Origin of the sequence: Shimia sp. (genome assembly GCF_049116215.1) — a bacterium.
GTDB lineage: Bacteria > Pseudomonadota > Alphaproteobacteria > Rhodobacterales > Rhodobacteraceae > Shimia.
The window spans coordinates 102,110-120,201 of the sequence record NZ_JAGDZB010000004.1; the positions used below are offsets into that span (position 1 = coordinate 102,110).

Here is an 18,092-nt window from a genome sequence, read left to right on the forward strand (position 1 = left end):
GTCAAAGCCGCGTAGAGATGGTTCACAAATTAACTTGTGGGAGCAAGAGAATGAAAAAGGCGATTATTACCGGCCATTCCAAGGGGCTTGGCGCGGGCATGGTGTCCTGCCTGATCGAGGCGGGCTATGAGGTTTTGGGCCTGTCCCGTTCCGGTATTGGATCGGAGATGGCAGGGCTGACCGAAGTTGCGCTTGATCTGGGTGACACAGCGGCTGTGACAGCCTTTGCCACCGGCGCGGAGTTTGCCAATTTCCTGGAAGGTGCAAGCGAAGCCGTGTTGATCAACAATGCTGGTATTGTGGACCCTATCGCGCCAATTGGCCGTCAGGATGCGGGCAAGATTGCCCAGTCCTTGGCGGTGAACGTGACAGCGGCGCTGATCCTGAGCGATGTTTTTGTCGCGGCAACTGACGGTGCCGAACGTCGCATAGCCCACATCTCAAGCGGCGCGGGCCGCAACGCCTACACGGGTTGGAGCGTCTACTGTGCCACCAAAGCAGCCATGGATATGCACGCGCGGGCCATGATGGAAGACTCAGTGGCTGGACTAAAAGCGGAAAGCATTGCGCCTGGGGTGATCGACACCGGCATGCAGGCCACCATTCGCTCCGCACCGGAAGAGGATTTTGCGCTACTGGATCAGTTTAAGTCGATGAAGGCTGAGGGGGGCTTGGCCAAAGCAGAAGACACCGCAGCGAAGATTTGTGCCCACATCCTGAGCGAGCAATTTGGTGCCGAGATCCTCACGGACGTGCGTACGTTTTAAATCCAAAAGCCCCTCACGTTTGGCGAGGGGGGCTTTCTGAGCGTGAATTTTTGATCTTCCACTATTTTTTGTTGCTCCAAAGCCATTGGGTGGCTTAGGGAGGGTGCAAATCTGTTAGCGCTAAAGGTCGGGTGATCTCAGGCGGCTTTGGGAGACTGAAATGAAACGCTCTACCATCAACGACATTATGGCGGCAGCGGACGATATGATCCGCTCATACGGTTTTAAATTGCCTCCATTTGCCTATTGGGCACCGGAGGAGTTTAAAGCGCGTGCCAAGGAAGCCGAGGCCTTGATTCAGGCGCGCTGTGGTTGGGACATCACCGACTATGGTGCGGGCCGGTTTGACGAGATGGGGTTGTTCTTGTTCACCTTGCGCAATGGGCGGCTGGCCGATCTGCAGCGCGGTGGCGGCATGTGTTATGCGGAAAAACTGTTGATCTCGCGTCAGGATCAGCTGTCGCCAATGCACACCCATGTGATCAAAGCGGAAGACATTATTAACCGTGGCGGGGCCACTATGGTGGTCGAGCTGTTTGGCTCTGATGACGATGGTAACTTTGCCGAGGACCGCGGTGGCATGGTGATGTGTGACGGCATCCCGCGTGAATTTACGCCGGGGGAGAAGCTGAAATTTGCACCGGGTGAAAGCTTGACCCTGATGCCAGGAGACTGGCATGCGTTTTGGGGCGAAGGCGGTGATGTGCTGATTGGCGAAGTCTCCACAGTGAATGACGATGAAACAGACAATATCTTTCGCGAGCCGATCGGCCGGTTTGCTGAGATCGACGAAGACGTTGCGCCAACCCATCTGTTGGTGAGCGATTACGCCAAATGGCTGGCCTGAGGAGGCAAACATGATCCTGTGTTGTGGCGAAGCGTTGATTGACATGATCCCGCGTGAGACCGTTGAGGGCGGCACGGGATTTGTGCCACATGCTGGCGGTGCGGTGTTCAATACCGCTGTTGCGCTGGGCCGTTTGGGCGCGCGCGTGGGCTTGGTCAGTGGCATCTCCACCGACAGTTTTGGCGACATTCTGATGACCGAACTGGTTGCAAGCAACGTCAGCACTTCGGCGCTGATCCGTGCGAAACGCCCGTCCACAATGGCCTTTGTGCATTTGAGCAGCGGACAGGCAACCTATTCGTTTTATGATGAAAACACCGCTGGGCGCATGATCCAGCCGTCTGATCTTGTGTCGGTGGAACCCAAAGTGAAAGCGCTGTTTTTTGGCGGCATCAGTCTGGCGGTGGAGCCTTGTGCGGACACCTATGCCGAGTTGCTGGAGCGCGAAGGCGCAGGCCGTGCGGTGATGGTGGACCCCAACATCCGACCGGGTTTCATTGCCAATGAAAAAGCTTATCGCGCGCGGCTGGCAAAGATGTTTGCCAAGGCGGATATTGTGAAAGTGTCTGACGAGGATTTGCAGTGGCTTGTGCCGGGCGAAGACACCCTGGACGAGCGCGCGATGAAAATCATCGACCAGGGTCCTGCGTTGGTGCTGGTGACCCGTGGCGGCGAAGGTGCGGATGCCTATGTGACCAGCGGGCATAAACTTTCCGTGGCGGCCGCAGAGGCGGAGGTTGTTGACACCGTTGGCGCCGGCGACACGTTTAACGCGGGTGTTTTGGCGAAGCTGGCGGAGCTGGGTGTGTTGACCAAAGCCAAGGTGCGCGATCTGTCGCTCGAAGATGCGGCGGCGGCGCTGGCCTTTGGCGCCAAAGTGGCGGGCGTGACCGTATCGCGGGCCGGGGCCAATCCCCCTTGGGCCAGTGAATTGGCCTAAGGGCTTGCTTTAGGCGTGGCTTGGCGGCACATAGCGGGCGATCTGACAGGAGCCCGATATGACACCGCAGGACGTTGAATCTCTGTTTACCCGCCAGGATGGCAGCTACGGCTTTGCGCGCTGGGGACGCCCAATTTCGCCGGTGGTGTTCGGAGTCGAGGACGCCACGCTGGAGACGGTGAAAGGGGCGCTGGAAGCTGTGGTCACCTTGGTTGGCCATCAGATGGCGGAAACCGATCCGGAGCTTGGCAGCAACCTGATGATGTTTTTCTTCCGGGAGTGGGATGAGCTTCTGGAGGTGCCGGATCTTGAGCGTTTGATCCCGGATCTCAAGGCGTTGGTGGGCCGATTGAAAGCCGCAGACGCCACACAATACCGCGCCTTCCGCTTTGAAAACGATGGCGGCATTCAGGCGGCGTTTGTTTTCTTGCGCATGAATGATGCGATGTCACAAATTCCGGCTGAGGCACTGGCCTTGGGCGAGGCGGTGCAGACCATCGTGGCCTGGGGACCCAAAGCTTTTGCGGAGACTTCGCCTTTGGCCGTGGTGCCGGAAAGCGGTGCCACCGTGTTGCGTCCGGAAATCGCGGCGGTGATTGCCGCTGCTTATGACCGGATGATGCCAGCCGCAGCGGAAGACGCGAGCCACGCCTTGCGCCTGTTTGCGCGACTGCGACTCGACTAAGTCTCACAATTTCGCACCTCAGATCAAGTATTTCCGCGCTCGTGTGCGTTTGTGCTAAGTTGGCTGTGCAGTGGCACCTGTTTTGTGAAGCTGCCATTTGAGGCACTCTGTTTGTGTAGCCAAACGCGAACAAGGAGTGTGACATGGCAGGTGATGTGCCCATCATAGCAGCGACCCGACCCGTCAAAGTGGAACTGGAAGAAGGCAAAACCTATTTCTGGTGCAGTTGCGGGAAATCCAAAAATCAGCCGTTTTGTGACGGCAGCCACGCGGGAACGGAAATGAAACCGCAGAAATTCACCGCCGAGAAAAGCGGTGATGCGTTTTTGTGCCAATGCAAAGCCAGTGCCAATGCGCCGTTTTGCGACGGAGCACACACGCGCATGGGCGACGCCAAGGCAGGTGACCCTGCGCCCAAACCCCAATCGGACGTGCCGCAAGCTGTGGCCACGCCCGAAGAACCCACCGTGGCGCGCATTCATGAACTGGCGCGTGATGGCTTAAGCAAGCTGGGCCATCACGGCGAAATGGGCTCCATGGGCGTGCCGCGCAAAGATCTGCCGCAATGGGACGACATTCAAATCCTGCCAGCCCAAGTCGCTCGTAAGCCGCTTTTGGATGACGCGCCGGTGGACACATCGGTGGTGATTGGTCCGCGTGCAGCCAAACCGTTGCAGTTAGACATTCCGCTGTTTGTCTCTGACATGAGCTACGGCGCGCTGTCTGAGGAAGCCAAAACCGCGCTGGCTCGCGGCGCGGAACTGGCTGGCACCGGCATATGTTCCGGCGAAGGCGGCATGCTGCCGGAAGAGCAGGCGGAAAACTCGCGGTATTTCTATGAGCTGGCCTCGGCGCAGTTTGGTTGGAAGCCGGAGTTGGTAGAGCGGGTGCAGGCATTTCACTTCAAAGGTGGACAGGGCGCCAAGACAGGGACCGGCGGGCATTTGCCCGGAGAGAAGGTGCAAGGCAAGATCGCCGAAGTGCGGGGTTTGGAGCCAGGTCAAAGCGCGGTGTCGCCCTCGACTTTCCCAGACCTGCATACTCCGCAGGACTTTGCGCGCATCGCAGACGAGGTGCGCGAACGCTCCGGTGGCATTCCAATTGGTTTCAAGCTCTCAGCCAACCACATTGAGGCTGACATCGACTTCGCGCTGGAGGCAGGCGCGGACTACATCATCTTTGATGGTCGCGGTGGCGGCACTGGCGCCGCGCCGTTGATCTTCCGCGATCACATCTCGGTGCCCACCATTCCAGCTCTGGCGCGGGCGCGGCGGCATCTGGATGACAAAACCGGTGGTGAGGTCTCTCTGGTCATAACCGGTGGTTTGCGCGTGGCGGAGGACTTTGTGAAAGCCATGGCGCTGGGCGCGGATGCGGTTGCAGTGTCCAATTCGGCCATGCAGGCGGTCGGCTGCATCGCGGCGCGCATGTGTAACTCCAATAATTGCCCGGTGGGCATTGCCACGCAGAAGCCGGAGCTGCGTAAGAAGCTGGATGTGCAGATCGGGGCAGAGAAGCTCGCGCGCTATTTTGGCGCCAGTGTCGAGTTGATGCAGGTGCTGGCACGGGCTTGTGGTCACAGCAGCCTGTCGGATCTGAACGCAGACGACATCACCACCTGGAAGCGTGAGATGGCTGACCTAAGCGGCGTGCGCTTTGCTGGTGTCGGGCGGTAAACCCCTTGGGCGGCTTCGCGTTTGACGCGGGGCCGCCATTGACATGCTTGCATTGCCGCAGCGGCTTGCCTACCCATAGGTCATCTTATTGTGGAGACCTGCCAATGCCTTACACCTTGCCAATCCGCGTCTACTACGAAGACACCGACATGGCGGGCATTGTCTACTATGCCAACTACCTCAAGTTCATCGAGCGCGGCCGCAGCGAATGGGTGCGCGAGATTGGTATGGATCAGCATGAAATGAAGGCCGAGGGCATTGTTTTTGCCGTGCGTCGCGTCGAATGTGACTACCTTGGCAGCGCCGTGTTGGATGATTTGCTGACCGTGGAAACCGAAGTGGCCAATGTCACCGCGGCGCGTCTGGTGATGGAGCAACGGGTGAAACGGGGCGAAGAGGTGTTGTTTCACGCCATGGTCACGGTTGTGTGTATGAATGAGCAGGGCCAACCGGTGCGTTTACCGGCAAATATCCGCCAAATGGTGCATTAAAGCGGGCAATTTCCCGCGAGCGACGCCAATTTATTGGCTTTCCCCGTAGAAACGGTCTACGTTTGCCTGCAAACAAGGCCCCGACAGAGGGCCACAGAGCAGAGCAGGCTATATGGAACACGCAGCAGTCGATTTCTCGATGTGGGCACTTTTTGCGCGCGCAACTTTAACCGTAAAACTGGTGATGGTGATGCTGATTGTGGCATCCTTCTGGTCTTGGTCGGTGATTTTTCAAAAACACATCATGTACCGCAAGGCACGGCGCGAGGCGGCGCGGTTTGATCGCGCGTTTTGGTCCGGTGAACCACTGGACAAGCTGTTTGAGGAGTTGGGGCCAGAGCCCAAAGGCCGCTCCGAACGGGTGTTTGCTTCCGGGATGGTCGAGTGGCAGCGCAGCCATCGACAAGACGGCGGCTTGATTGCCAATGCCACCAGCCGAATTGACCGGTCGATGGATGTGGCGATTGCCAAAGAGGCGGATGAGTTGCAGCACGGCTTGCCGATCCTCGCCACCGTGGGTTCTACCGCGCCGTTTGTGGGATTGTTCGGCACCGTCTGGGGCATCATGAATGCCTTTATCGAGATTGCCGCACAGCAAAACACCAACCTTGCGGTCGTGGCGCCCGGTATTGCAGAGGCGCTGTTGGCCACCGGATTGGGGCTTCTCGCGGCGATCCCTGCGGTGATCTTCTACAACAAACTGAGTGCGGACAGCGACCGCATCGTGTCGGGCTATGAAGCCTTTGCCGATGAGTTCGCCACCATCCTCAGCCGCCAGTTGGACGCCTAAGCCATGGGCGCGGGTGTCATGAAATCTGGCGGGGGTGGCGGCAAACGTCGCCGCCGCAATCGGCGCAGCAGTCAGCCAATGAGTGAGATCAACGTCACACCGTTTGTGGATGTGATGCTGGTGTTGCTCATCATCTTCATGGTGGCCGCGCCACTGATGACAGTGGGCGTGCCGGTGGAATTGCCAAAAACCGCAGCCAATCCATTGCCAGGTGAGCAGGAAGAGCCACTGACCATCACCATTGATGCCAATCTGGGCATTACGATCATGACCACACCTGTGGCCGCTGAGGATCTGATCCCGAAACTGCGCGCCGTGGCGGCAGAGCGCGAGTCCGATCGGGTGTATCTGCGTGCGGATGGCGCCATTCCTTACGAAGCAGTGGTGCAGGTCATGGGCGCCTTGAACGCGGGTGGCTTTAGCGATGTGGGTCTGGTGACCGATCTGGGTGGTCCGGCTCTGGATGGCACTGACCCTAGCGGGACGGACAACTAGGGCGCGCGCGTGCATATCGGGCATTATATCTCGGGCGTTGCCCACACCGGCCTGATTGGCTGGGTGTTGTTGGGCGGGGTGTTTGACTCCGATCCGCCACCTATGGAGGTGGTGGACATCGCGATGATCTCGTCTGCCGAGTTTGACGCGCTGACCCAAAGCCAGCTGGCTCCGGAGACCTCGACCGAGATTGCCCTACCGCAGCCACCGGACGAGACCGAGCCTGCACCCGAAGTGGTTGTGCCTGAAGATGCGGTGGTGCCGCAGCCGGACCCGATTGAACCGATTGAGGCGGAGCCTGAGGTTGCGCCTGATGTGGCGGATATTGCCGAGCCAACACCGCCTGAGCCGGAAGTCGCGCCGGAGCCCACACCACAGCTGCCGACGCCTGAGACCGACACTGCGGTGATAATCCCGGACGCGCCGGTGGAGCCTGTGCCCGCGCCGGTGGAGCGTGTTGCGCCGGAACCTGTGGCACAACCGGATCCGGACACCGCCATTGCTGACGCGTTGCAAGAAGCCACCAAGCCGGATGAGGCCGACGCAGCGACGGAAGAGGTCAAAGAAGACACCGCACCCGAGGCGGCCTCCACCGAAATTGCCACTGAACCGAAGCAGGACGAGGTGGTCAGCGCAGCCCCCGCCCGTTCGTTGCGTCCGCGCCTACGTCCAAACGTGACGGAACCACAGCCAACACCGGCTGAGGACGCCATCGCTGCCGCGCTGGCAGAAGCAACAGCGCCAGCCGAGTCTACGCCAACCGCACCATCCGGCCCGCCGCTCACCCGTGGTGAGAAAGATGGGCTGCGCGTGGCGGTGCAACAGTGTTGGGTAGTGGATGTTGGGTCTCGTGCCGCTGACGTGACAGTGGTGGTGGGGCTGAACCTTGATCAGAACGGCAAGGTGCAGGGTGACATTCGCATGTTGAGCTATGAGGGCGGCGATGAAGCTGCCGCCAAAACCGCTTTTGCTGCGGCGCGCCGTGCCGTGTTGCGGTGCCAGAAAAGCGGCTTCGATCTACCCGCAGAAAAATATGACCATTGGCGGGATGTTGAGATTACATTTAACCCGGAGAAAATGAGGTCCAGATGATGAGACTTTTTGCGACCCTAGTGATCGGGATCCTGACGGTGGGCCAATTTGCCCATCCGGTTGCGGCCCAGGGCCAACCTTTGCGCATCGAAATCACCGATGGTGTGATTGAGCCGATGCCCTATGCGGTGCCGGATTTTGTTGCTGAAACCCCAGGTTCCAATCAGGTGTCCAAGGACATCAGCCGTGTGATTGCGGCGGACCTTAACGGCACGGGGCTGTTTCGGGAAATCCCGGCCAAGGCGCATATCTCCTCGATCACCAATTTTGGCAGCCCGGTGCAATTTGCCGACTGGAAAGCGGTGAACGCACAGGCGTTGATCACCGGCGGCGTGTCCGTAAGTGGCAATCAGCTTGAGGTGAAGTTCCGGGTCTACGACGTGTTTGCAGGCACCGAGCTTGGCAGCGGCCTGCGCTTTAAAGGCACCACCGATGGCTGGCGCCGTATGGCGCACAAAGTGGCGGATGCGGTTTACGCGCGGATCACCGGCGAAGGCGGCTATTTTGACAGCCGCGTTGTTTACGTTGCCGAGACTGGCCCCAAGAACAACCGCAAGAAACGTCTGGCGGTGATGGATTATGACGGCGCCAATCTGCAATACCTGACCGACAGCAGCTCCATTGTTCTGGCTCCGCGTTTCTCCCCGACCGGCGACCGCGTGCTCTACACCAGCTATGAGACCGGCTTCCCGCAGGTTTATGTGTTGGATGTGGGCTCGGTGCGTCGCAAGGTGCTGTCTAACGAAAGCGGCACCATGAGCTTTGCCCCGCGGTTTAGTCCAGATGGCAAAAGCGTGGTGATGTCGGTGACCGAAGGCGGCAACACCGACCTTTATAAAATGGACATCGCCTCCGGCAAACGTCAGCGCTTGACCTCGACACCGTCCATCGAGACGGCCCCGAGCTACAGCCCCGACGGCAGCAAGATTGTGTTTGAAAGCGACCGTTCCGGCACTCAGCAGCTTTACGTGATGTCCGCTGGTGGGGGTGAGGCCACCCGGATCAGCTTTGGCAAAGGCCGTTACGGCACGCCGGTCTGGTCCCCGCGTGGCGATTTGATTGCCTTCACCAAACAGAACAAAGGCCGTTTCCACATCGGTGTGATGCGCACTGATGGAAGCGACGAACGCCTGTTAACCGCGTCGTTCCTGGATGAGGGCCCAACCTGGTCCCCCAACGGGCGTGTCATCATGTTCACCCGCGAAACCCGTGGCGCTGGCGGTGCGGCCTCGCTTTACTCGGTGGATGTGTCTGGACGGAATTTGAAACCGGTGAAGATCAACGGCGGCGGTTCTGACCCCGCGTGGTCCCCACTGCAATAAGGTAAGAAACCCCCGCGTTTTGCTTGCGCAGCAGCTTGTGATAAGACAGCGTCATAAGAAGAGCACAAAATGCAATTGAGGCGACGGGTATAGAGGCGAGGCAATACGCATGAAATTATGGACAAAAGCAGTGCTGACAGTGGCTGCACTTTCCCTGGCGGCCTGTACGGACCCCGGTGGATTTGGCAACGATGATGACTTTGGCACCGGCAACGGCAGCGACTTGGGCAGCAGCGCCGATCCATCCTCCATCGCCTACTTCCAAGAGGCGGTTGGTGATCGGGTGCTGTTCCTGGTGGATCAGTCAACCTTGAGCGAGCAGGGCCGATTGGTGGTGCTGGCACAGGCCAACTGGCTGATGCAGAACACAGATTATGTCGCCGTGATCGAGGGTCACGCCGATGAGCAGGGCACCCGTGAATACAACCTGGCCCTGGGCGCACGCCGCGCCAGCGCAGTGCAGGAGTTGTTGGTGTCTCAAGGGGTGACGTCAAACCGCATCCGCACTGTGAGCTATGGTAAAGAGCGCCCAATTGAAATTTGTTCAGAAGAAAGCTGTTACGCCCAAAACCGCCGCGCGGTCACGGTGCTGACCGCCAACCTGTCGGGGTAAGAGACAGATGAAAGCGCACGTATTTGCTTCCTTGAGCGCGCTTGCGCTTGCCGTAGCGCCAATGATGGGTGTGGCCCAGACACGCGAAGAAACGCTGGCGGACATTCGCCAGCAGCTCTCCGTACTCTATGTGGAGATCCAACAACTGAAACGGGAGCTCTCTACCACTGGTTCCGCCGGCACCATTGTGACCGGCGCGACCACGTTGGAGCGCGTGGATGTGATTGAGCAGCAATTGCGGGTCCTTACCGGTAAGACGGAACAACTGCAACATCGTGTTGAGCGCGTTGTAACTGACGGCACCAACCGCATTGGTGATCTGGAATTTCGGCTTGTGGAACTCGAAGGTGGCGATTTGAGCCAGTTGGGCGAGACCACGACCTTGGGTGGCGACATGGACACCCTGCCATCGACAGGTGGCGAAGACAGCGGATCCGGTGACGGCGCGCCAACCGAACTGGCCGTGGGCGAAGAGGTGGATTTCAATCGGGCGATGACCGCATTGGACGCCGGTGAATTTGGCGCGGCCGCAGATCAGTTTTCGACGTTTGTGCAGACCTATCCCGGCAGCCCGCTTGAGGCCGAAGCGCATCTGCGCCGCGGCCAAGCGTTGGAAGGCAAAACCGATCTGACCGGCGCTGCGCGGGCCTTTCTGGAAGCCTACTCCGGTGCGCCGCAATCCGGCACCGCGCCGGAGGCGTTGTTCCGTTTGGGCAAATCGCTGGGCGCTTTGGGGCAGACCAATGAGGCTTGTGTGACGCTCAACGAAGTTGGCGTGCGCTATCCAGGTGGGGCCTTTGTGACCGAAGCGCAGGCGGAAATGGTCACCTTGCAGTGCTCCTAAACCAACTTTCAAACGCCCTTGACCGGGCGTTTGGCGCAGATGTTCCCAAACGCATTGGTGTGGCTGTCAGCGGCGGCGGCGATTCCATGGCCCTGCTGGATTTGCTGCGGCAATGGGGCAGGGCGGAGGTGGCCGTGGTTAGTGTGAACCACGGATTGCGCCCCGAGGCGAGTGACGAACTCGCGCTGGTTGCTGCCTATGCCGCGCAGCACGGTCTGACGCATGAGGTCTTGCAGTGGACATGGCACGGCGTCGGCAATTTGCAAAACGCCGCGCGGGATGCGCGCCGGCAGGCCATTGTTGCTTGGGCCAAAGACCACGGCCTGCACCACGTGGCTTTGGGGCACACCCAGGACGATCAAGCAGAAACCTTTCTGATGCGTCTGTCACGTGGCTCTGGCGTGGATGGCTTGGCGTGCATGTCACCTGTGCGAGAAAGAGATGGCCTCACCTGGCTGCGTCCCGTGCTGGAGGTGACGCGGGCTGATCTGCGCAAACACTTGCGGGAAAACGATATCCATTGGGCGGAAGATCCCAGCAACGAAGACACGCGCTTTGATCGCGTGAAAGCCCGTCAGATGTTTGAGACATTGGCGCCTTTGGGGCTGACTGTTGAGCGACTTACGCAAGCCGCCGCCCACATGCGCCGTCAGCAAGATGTTCTCCAGTGGGCAGAGCGCCAAATTGGTGCGCTGTTTGAGCAAGATGCCGTGGGCGACATGGTGGCCAATCGCGTTGCCTTTGACGCTGCGCCGGAGGCTCTGCGCAGCAAAGCGCTGGTTGCGGCGCTTTGTGAAGTTTCCGGGCAATCGTACCCTCCGCGCTATCGCCCGCTGTTGGCCGCGATAAAGTCCAAAACCCCAAGCCCACTTCACGGCTGTTTGATCCTGCCCTCAGAAAAACAGCTTCGGGTGACCCGAGAATGGGCGGCTGTTCGCGATGAAAACACCCCAGTCGGAGCGGTGTGGGATCGCCGTTGGCGTTTGGATTGCCAGGCAGAAACCCCAGCAGCATCCCTTAAAATTAAGGCTTTGGGACAAGAAGGACTCGCAAAAATTCCAAATTGGCGCGATACTGGCCATGCCCGACAAAGCCTTTGGGCCACCCCCGCAGTCTGGCAGGGGGACACGTTGATCGCCGCACCGTTGGCCGGTTTGACAGAAGGTTGGACCGCACAGCTTCTGCGCACATAAGCAACACTGGCCGCGCCTTACGCCTGAAATTGCACACAATCGCATTGATTACGGCCCCGCGATCTCTATTTAACTCTGTACGCGCACGTGATAGGCCACGGGCGTTCTGAAAGGGAGACTTGCCTTGGGCAATGCGAGAAATGTAGCTTTCTGGGTCGTTCTGTTTTTACTGATCCTGGCTTTGTTCAACTTGTTCAGCGGAGACAGCAGCTCGCTGCAAGGCCGTGAAAGCAGTTATTCGGATTTTGTGGCGTCGGTGGAAGCCGGGCAAGTGCAGAATGTGGTTATTGATGGCGAAAAGCTGCGCTATCAGACACAGGATGGCTCCACAAATTCGGCCATTCTGCCTCGTGATGCAGAAGTGACAAAGCTTCTGACGGACAAAGGCATTGATGTGCGCGCCGAGAGCCAGGAAACCTCCGGTCTGCAAGCCTTCCTGCTGAGCCTCCTGCCATTCCTCTTGCTGATTGGTGTCTGGATCTACTTCATGAACCGTATGCAAGGCGGCGGCAAAGGCGGCGCGATGGGCTTTGGCAAATCCAAAGCCAAGATGCTGACCGAAAAGCATGGCCGTGTGACCTTTGACGATGTCGCGGGCATTGATGAGGCCAAAGAAGAGCTCGAAGAGATTGTTGAGTTCCTGCGCAACCCGCAGAAGTTCTCCCGCCTTGGCGGTAAAATCCCTAAAGGTGCATTGCTTGTTGGCCCTCCCGGCACCGGTAAAACCCTTCTTGCCCGTGCGATTGCAGGCGAAGCTGGCGTGCCGTTCTTCACCATCTCCGGGTCCGACTTTGTCGAGATGTTTGTGGGTGTGGGTGCCTCCCGTGTCCGTGACATGTTTGAGCAGGCCAAGAAAAATGCACCGTGCATCGTATTTATCGACGAGATTGACGCTGTTGGCCGCCATCGTGGCGCTGGCTACGGCGGCGGTAACGACGAACGTGAACAGACCCTCAACCAGTTGCTGGTGGAAATGGACGGGTTTGAAGCCAACGAAGGTGTGATCATTCTCGCCGCGACCAACCGTCGTGACGTGCTCGACCCTGCGTTGCTGCGTCCGGGCCGTTTTGACCGCAACGTGACCGTGGGCAACCCGGACATCAAAGGCCGCGAGAAAATCCTCGGTGTGCACGCGCGCAAGACCCCTCTGGGCCCTGACGTTGATCTGCGCATCATCGCACGCGGGACACCTGGCTTCTCCGGTGCGGATCTTGCCAACCTGGTGAATGAGGCGGCGCTGACTGCCGCCCGCGTTGGCCGCCGGTTTGTCACCATGGAAGATTTTGAATTTGCCAAGGACAAGATCATGATGGGTGCCGAACGGCGCAGCATGGTCATGACCCAAGAGCAAAAAGAAATGACCGCGTATCACGAAGCAGGCCACGCAATTGTCGGCATTCATCTGCCAAAATGTGATCCGGTCTATAAGGCCACAATCATCCCGCGCGGTGGTGCGTTGGGCATGGTGATGAGCCTGCCAGAGATGGATCGCCTGAACCTCTTTAAAGAAGAGTGTCATCAGCGTCTGGCCATGGCGATGGCCGGCAAAGCGGCTGAGATCATCAAATACGGCGAAAACGAAGTGTCCAACGGTCCGGCTGGCGACATTCAGCAGGCCTCCGGTCTGGCGCGCGCCATGGTGATGCAGTGGGGCATGTCTGACAAAGTTGGCAACATCGATTATCAGGAAGCTGCGGCGGGTTACCAAGGCAACACCGGTGGTTTCTCGGTGTCTGCGGCCACCAAAGAGATGATCGAGTCCGAAGTGAAGCGTTTGATTGACGAAGGTTATGAGCGCGCTGTTGGCATCATCAAAGACAAGAACGAAGAGTTTGAACGTCTGGCACAAGGGTTGCTGGAATACGAAACTCTGACCGGTGATGAAATCAAACGGGTCATGAATGGCGAACCACCCCATGCCAGCGATGACGATGATGGCAATGACGAGGGCAACGCCCCAAGCGTGACCGCCATTCCGAAGACCAAGCCACGGAATAAACCAAGTGGGGATGGCGGACTAGAGCCGGAACCCACCGCCTAACCTGAGGGACAGGCCCAAGACTATGAAACCCCGGAGCGTGAGGGCGCTTCGGGGTTTTTCTTTGAGGTGGCAAGTTTTTGCGCAGATCAAGTTAAGGCTGAGCCTAAGCCTTTTAATAGGATACGGAGAGGCCATATCTGCCTCAGGGGGGCAAACTCCAAGGAGAAATCGATGCTCAACAACATTGGTCTGCCAGGATTAATTCTCGTCTTCGTATTGGTCGTTCTGCCAATATTTTTGATTGTGCGAAGTAGTCAGCGGAAAGCCAAAGAGCGCGTGCGTATTGCAGATGCTCTAGAGGAAATCGCGAAATCAAAGTAGCGCCTTTGGTTTTCAAGTAACTCTGCCAAGTTTTTACTTCCCAAAAACTTGGCAGCTCACAGATGCTGAACATCTCCATCAGCCATCTTTGATTGTTTGATCGCGGCACTGCCTCTAGGTATCTGCCAAGCACTGTGATGAGGAAACGCAACATGCCTGCATTAAAACCCACAACCTTTGAAGCCGACGTGGTCTGGCTTGGCCGGGTGGCCAATTCGAAAGAAAACCTAAGCGCCGTGCCGGTGCCGTCTTTGGATCTGGCTTTGGGCGGAGGCGCAGGTGAGTTTCACTCGGGCATCACACGGCCCTCCTGTGTGCGCGTGAAAGCGCTTTATGAGCGAGGCACCGAAATCATGAACGTGCGCCAACTGTCGGTGCTGTCTCAGGAAGAGCTGGACATGATCGCCAAGGAGATGGGGCTTGAGGCTGTTGACCCGGCTTGGGTCGGCGCCTCCCTTGTGGTGAAAGGCATTCCGGATTTTACCCATGTGCCGCCAAATGCCCGCCTGCAAGGACCGGACGGGGTGACCATCACGGTAGATATGGAAAACCGCCCCTGCGTGTTGCCCGGTCGGGTGATCGAAGGGGCGCATCCCGGTTTCGGCCCCAAGTTCAAAACGGCCGCCACTGGCAAACGGGGTGTGACAGCCTGGGTGGAACGTGCAGGCACGCTGTCTGTGGGCGATACCATGCGTCTGTTTGTGCCGGATCAACCGGTCTGGAGCCATCTGGAGCGCGCCCGCAAATCCTGACCGTGCAGGCATTCCACTAAGGGTGGCCTCTGTCCCCGATCCTGACGTAACGTCTCCAAAACGAAACCGGCGCCTCTTATGTCGACGCTAGAAGCGCCGGATATGTCGGAAACGCATCTCGTTGCCGTTTTTTCGGCGCTACAAATGAGGTGAGAGAGCGTCAAATTTTATGACAGGGACCACCATGAGCTTCAAAACCGATATTCAAATCGCCCGTGAGGCGAAAAAGCAGCCTATCCAAGACATTGGCGCCAAGCTGGGTATTGGCAGCGACGATCTGCTGCCCTACGGCCACGACAAAGCCAAGATCAGCCAGGAGTTCATCAACTCCGTGCAGGACCGTGAAAACGGCAAGCTGATCCTAGTGACCGCGATCAACCCGACGCCAGCAGGCGAAGGTAAAACCACCACCACCGTGGGCCTGGGTGATGGTCTGAACGCTATTGGCAAAAAAGCCGCTGTGTGTATCCGCGAGGCGTCTTTGGGGCCAAACTTCGGCATGAAGGGTGGCGCCGCAGGCGGTGGCTACGCGCAGATCGTTCCAATGGAAGAGATGAACTTGCACTTCACAGGTGACTTCCACGCAATCACCTCCGCACACAACCTGCTGTCGGCGATGATCGACAACCACATCTACTGGGGCAACGAGCTGGAAATCGACGAGCGTCGTGTGACTTGGCGTCGTGTGCTCGACATGAATGACCGCGCGCTGCGTGACACCGTGACCTCGCTTGGTGGTGTGGCCAACGGCTTCCCACGTCAGACAGGCTTTGACATCACCGTGGCCTCCGAAGTGATGGCGATTCTGTGTCTGGCCAACAATCTGGCCGACCTGCAACAACGTCTGGGTGACATGATTGTCGCTTACCGTCGTGACCGCAGCCCGATTTATGCGCGCGACATCAAAGCCGATGGCGCGATGACCGTTCTTCTGAAAGATGCGATGCAGCCAAACCTGGTGCAGACTTTGGAAAACAACCCGGCCTTTGTGCACGGCGGTCCATTTGCCAACATTGCGCACGGCTGTAACTCCGTAATCGCCACCACCACCGCTCTGAAAGTTGCGGATTATGTAGTGACCGAAGCGGGCTTTGGCGCCGATCTGGGTGCCGAAAAGTTCATGAACATCAAATGCCGCAAAGCAGGCCTCGCGCCGGATGCGGTTGTGCTGGTGGCCACCATCCGTGCGATGAAAATGAACGGCGGCGTCGCCAAGGCTGACCTCGGCGCGGAAAACGTCGATGCAGTGAACGAAGGCTGTGCCAACCTGGGTCGTCACATTGGCAACCTGAAGCAATTCGGTGTGCCAGTTGTTGTGGCGATCAACCACTTTGTCAGCGATACGGATGCTGAAGTGCAAGCGGTCAAAGATTATGTCGAAGGCCAAGGCTCTGAAGCGATCCTGTGTCAGCACTGGGAAAAAGGCTCGGAAGGCACCAAAGAGCTCGCAACCCGTATTGCGGAGATCGCCGACGCCGGTGTGAGCCAGTTTGCGCCCCTCTACAAAGACGAGCTGCCGCTGTTTGAGAAAATCGAACGCATCGCAACCTCGATCTATCGTGCGGACGAAGTGCTGGCGGATAAGAAAATCCGCGATCAGCTTAAGGCCTGGGAAGATGCGGGCTACGGTCACTTGCCGGTCTGTATGGCGAAGACACAGTACAGCTTCTCGACGGATCCAAACTTGCGCGGTGCGCCCACAGGCCACTCCGTGCCTGTTCGCGAAGTGCGACTGAGCGCCGGTGCCGGCTTCATCGTGGTGATTTGCGGTGAGATCATGACCATGCCGGGCCTGCCACGTCACCCGGCGGCGGAGAATATCCGCATCAATGACGAAGGTCTGGTCGAGGGACTGTTCTGACGCATTGCGATTTGGACTTAGGCGGGGTAGGGCATGCGCAACACTTGCGAGAGGATGCCATGCTGAGCCCCGCCGATTGTCCTGATATGCCAACCCTGCGTGCGCAGATTGATACGCTGGACCGCGAATTGGTCCGCCTGTTGGCGCTGCGCACCACCTACATCGACCGCGCTGTGGAAATCAAAACTGGCGTAGGCCTGCCTGCCAATATCCCAGCCCGCGTCGAAGACGTTGTTGCCAAGGTCAAAGAGACCGCTGCGCAAGAGGGTCTGGACACCGAGATTGCCGAGACTTTGTGGCGTCAGTTGATTGACTGGTCCATTGCTCGGGAAGCCAAAACCATCAAATTAGACTGACGCGCAAGGAGCGGCGCGTGTGAGAGCACCCACCGGGGCGCGCCCCGGGCAGATCATAAAGGGGAGCGTGATGAGCGCACAGATTATTGACGGCAAAGCCTTTTCGGCCACAGTTCGTGAGAAAGTGGCGGGCCATGTGGCACGTTTGAAAGAAGAAAACGACATCACACCCGGTCTGGCCGTGGTGCTGGTGGGCGAGGACCCAGCCTCGCAGGTCTATGTGCGCTCCAAAGGCAAGCAGACCGTCGAAGTGGGCATGAACTCTTATGAGCACAAGCTTGACGTCGACACCTCCGAGGCAGATCTGCTGGCGCTGATCGACAAGCTCAACAATGACCCTGCGGTGCACGGCATTCTGGTGCAATTGCCGCTGCCTGGCCATTTGAACGAAGATCTGGTGATCAACTCGATTGATCCGGCCAAAGACGTGGATGGCTTCCACATTTCCAACGTGGGCCTTCTGGGCACCGGTCAGAAATCCATGGTGCCCTGCACGCCGCTGGGCTGTCTGATGATGTTGCGCGACCACCACGGTTCGCTGTCCGGCATGGATGCGGTGGTTGTTGGCCGTTCCAACATTGTGGGCAAGCCAATGGCGCAGCTTTTGCTGGGCGACAGCTGCACCGTGACCATCGCGCACAGCCGCACCAAAGACCTGCCAGAGGTCGTACGCCGCGCCGACATCGTGGTGGCCGCTGTGGGCCGTCCTGAAATGGTGCCGGGAGACTGGATCAAGAAAGGTGCCACCGTGATCGACGTGGGCATCAATCGCATCGACGCGCCGGAAAAAGGTGAAGGCAAAACCCGTCTGGTGGGTGACGTGCATTTTGAAAGCGCCGCTGCTGTGGCCGGTGCAATCACGCCTGTGCCGGGTGGGGTTGGTCCAATGACCATTGCCTGCCTGCTGGCCAACACCGTGACGGCCTGTTGCCGGGCCAACGGTCTGGCCGAGCCAGAGGGTCTGACGGCGTAAGGCTCGCGCTGAGTTGAGATGGAAAGGGCCGCT

Annotated in this window: 19 protein-coding genes; all 19 read left to right on the plus strand. The window is 58.5% G+C overall.

The annotated features are described in order from the left end of the window. The first annotated feature begins 50 nt into the window (after positions 1-50). Complete coding sequence (locus JXR15_RS13895; protein ID WP_422053812.1) at positions 51-767, plus strand: SDR family NAD(P)-dependent oxidoreductase; 717 nt, start codon at positions 51-53, stop codon at positions 765-767. A gap of 160 nt (positions 768-927) precedes the next feature. Continuing rightward, a complete protein-coding gene (locus tag JXR15_RS13900; RefSeq protein ID WP_422053813.1) occupies positions 928-1,614 on the plus strand; it encodes a D-lyxose/D-mannose family sugar isomerase in 687 nt (228 codons plus the stop codon). A 10-nt stretch (positions 1,615-1,624) separates the two neighbouring features. Continuing rightward, on the plus strand, positions 1,625-2,554 hold the full coding sequence (locus JXR15_RS13905; protein ID WP_422053814.1) for a carbohydrate kinase family protein: 930 nt from the start codon (positions 1,625-1,627) through the stop codon (positions 2,552-2,554). 58 nt (positions 2,555-2,612) lie between these two features. Next, positions 2,613-3,239 carry a hypothetical protein gene (locus tag JXR15_RS13910; RefSeq protein WP_422053815.1) on the plus strand — a complete coding sequence of 209 codons (627 nt, stop codon included), beginning with the start codon at positions 2,613-2,615 and terminating at the stop codon, positions 3,237-3,239. A gap of 143 nt (positions 3,240-3,382) precedes the next feature. Then, complete coding sequence (locus tag JXR15_RS13915) at positions 3,383-4,915, plus strand: glutamate synthase-related protein (RefSeq protein WP_422053816.1); 1,533 nt, start codon at positions 3,383-3,385, stop codon at positions 4,913-4,915. 104 nt (positions 4,916-5,019) lie between these two features. Further along, positions 5,020-5,406, plus strand: coding sequence for a tol-pal system-associated acyl-CoA thioesterase (gene ybgC / locus JXR15_RS13920; protein ID WP_422053817.1), 387 nt, complete (start codon positions 5,020-5,022; stop codon positions 5,404-5,406). A gap of 112 nt (positions 5,407-5,518) precedes the next feature. Continuing rightward, on the plus strand, positions 5,519-6,196 hold the full coding sequence (gene tolQ, locus JXR15_RS13925; protein WP_164644854.1) for a protein TolQ: 678 nt from the start codon (positions 5,519-5,521) through the stop codon (positions 6,194-6,196). Positions 6,197-6,199: 3 nt separating this feature from the next. Further along, positions 6,200-6,691, plus strand: a complete 492-nt coding sequence (gene tolR / locus JXR15_RS13930; RefSeq protein ID WP_422053818.1) for a protein TolR — start codon at positions 6,200-6,202, stop codon at positions 6,689-6,691. A 9-nt stretch (positions 6,692-6,700) separates the two neighbouring features. After that, positions 6,701-7,783, plus strand: coding sequence for a hypothetical protein (locus tag JXR15_RS13935; RefSeq protein WP_422053819.1), 1,083 nt, complete (start codon positions 6,701-6,703; stop codon positions 7,781-7,783). Then, positions 7,780-9,105, plus strand: coding sequence for a Tol-Pal system beta propeller repeat protein TolB (gene tolB / locus JXR15_RS13940; RefSeq protein ID WP_422053820.1), 1,326 nt, complete (start codon positions 7,780-7,782; stop codon positions 9,103-9,105). The genes JXR15_RS13935 and tolB overlap by 4 nt, the downstream gene beginning before the upstream one ends. 109 nt (positions 9,106-9,214) lie before the next feature. Beyond that, positions 9,215-9,718, plus strand: a complete 504-nt coding sequence (gene pal / locus JXR15_RS13945; RefSeq protein ID WP_422053821.1) for a peptidoglycan-associated lipoprotein Pal — start codon at positions 9,215-9,217, stop codon at positions 9,716-9,718. Between the two features lie 7 nt (positions 9,719-9,725). Next, positions 9,726-10,562 (plus strand): tol-pal system protein YbgF, encoded by an 837-nt coding sequence (gene ybgF, locus JXR15_RS13950; RefSeq protein WP_422053822.1) that lies wholly within the window; start codon positions 9,726-9,728, stop codon positions 10,560-10,562. Then, a complete protein-coding gene (tilS, locus tag JXR15_RS13955) occupies positions 10,553-11,755 on the plus strand; it encodes a tRNA lysidine(34) synthetase TilS (RefSeq protein WP_422053823.1) in 1,203 nt (400 codons plus the stop codon). Before ybgF ends, tilS begins: the two co-directional genes overlap by 10 nt. Positions 11,756-11,879: 124 nt before the next feature. After that, the gene (gene ftsH / locus JXR15_RS13960; protein ID WP_422053824.1) at positions 11,880-13,796 is read left to right on the plus strand and encodes an ATP-dependent zinc metalloprotease FtsH; all 1,917 of its coding nucleotides are present in this window, start codon (positions 11,880-11,882) and stop codon (positions 13,794-13,796) included. 171 nt (positions 13,797-13,967) lie between these two features. After that, complete coding sequence (locus JXR15_RS13965) at positions 13,968-14,117, plus strand: hypothetical protein (RefSeq protein WP_422053825.1); 150 nt, start codon at positions 13,968-13,970, stop codon at positions 14,115-14,117. A 152-nt stretch (positions 14,118-14,269) separates the two neighbouring features. Beyond that, complete coding sequence (locus JXR15_RS13970; protein ID WP_422053826.1) at positions 14,270-14,869, plus strand: MOSC domain-containing protein; 600 nt, start codon at positions 14,270-14,272, stop codon at positions 14,867-14,869. Positions 14,870-15,053: 184 nt separating this feature from the next. Then, the gene (locus tag JXR15_RS13975; protein WP_422053827.1) at positions 15,054-16,730 is read left to right on the plus strand and encodes a formate--tetrahydrofolate ligase; all 1,677 of its coding nucleotides are present in this window, start codon (positions 15,054-15,056) and stop codon (positions 16,728-16,730) included. A 59-nt stretch (positions 16,731-16,789) separates the two neighbouring features. Continuing rightward, positions 16,790-17,086: a chorismate mutase gene (locus JXR15_RS13980; RefSeq protein WP_422053828.1), complete on the plus strand. Its 297-nt coding sequence runs from the start codon at positions 16,790-16,792 to the stop codon at positions 17,084-17,086. Positions 17,087-17,156: 70 nt separating this feature from the next. Then, positions 17,157-18,059 carry a bifunctional methylenetetrahydrofolate dehydrogenase/methenyltetrahydrofolate cyclohydrolase FolD gene (gene folD, locus JXR15_RS13985; protein ID WP_422053829.1) on the plus strand — a complete coding sequence of 301 codons (903 nt, stop codon included), beginning with the start codon at positions 17,157-17,159 and terminating at the stop codon, positions 18,057-18,059. The last annotated feature ends 33 nt before the right edge of the window (positions 18,060-18,092 follow it).